This is a genomic window from Streptococcus sp. 9903, assembly GCF_013276625.1.
Lineage (GTDB): Bacteria > Bacillota > Bacilli > Lactobacillales > Streptococcaceae > Streptococcus.
Genome location: NZ_VMLI01000037.1, coordinates 1 through 831, shown reverse-complemented (window position 1 = coordinate 831; position 831 = coordinate 1). Strand labels below are relative to the sequence as shown.

Here is an 831-nt window from a genome sequence, read left to right as displayed (position 1 = left end):
AAAACGCGGATATGTGATTGATAATAGAGATGAAGTAGTCAACTATATTAATAACAAATTCGATAAAGATAAGGATACAGAAGGTCAAGATCCAACACAAACAGTAACGTTGAAAGTACATGAAAAACTTGTACCAGTAACACCGCCAACACCAGAAAAACCACTTAAACCTGGAAAACCAATTGATCCAGATGTGCCGGTAGTTCCTAATACTCCTGTTGATCCAAAAACACCAGTATGGACAGAGGAATTAATCAATAAAGTTAAGAACGCGGAAACTACAAAAGAAGTAACACGTACAATTAATTATGTTGACGAATCAGGAACTAAGCTAACATATACGGATAACGGTAAAGAAACTACTGAGTCGAAAACTGACAAAGTAACCTTTACACGTGAAGCTAAGATTAACGTAGTAACAGGTGAGATTACTTATGGAGAATGGACAGCTAAAGATAATGACACAACATTCGATGAAGTAACATCACCAGTAGTAAAAGGATACATCTTAAAATCAAATCAAGACTCACAAGGTAATTTGGTATCAACAGATGGAACAAGAGTAGCAGCAAGTACAAACTTAACAGCAGCCTCTGAAAATCAAAACCTAAATGTGGTATATACGAAGTTAGGATCATGGGTATTAACACCACCAACAGGTGTAACACCACCAGAAGGAACGAATTTCGATCCAAAACCATATCCAAACAATCCGACTGATCCAACAAGACCTGGAGATCCAACGGATCCTACTACACCAAATGTACCAGTGATTCCATATGTGCCAGGTTATACACCTAAGACACCAGATGGAAATCCATTAGTACCAGT

General features: G+C 37.5%; 1 pseudogene. It reads left to right on the top strand.

The features are described 5' to 3' along the window. Positions 1-831 (top strand): annotated as a pseudogene (locus HT696_RS10400) (hypothetical protein); the annotation flags it as partial.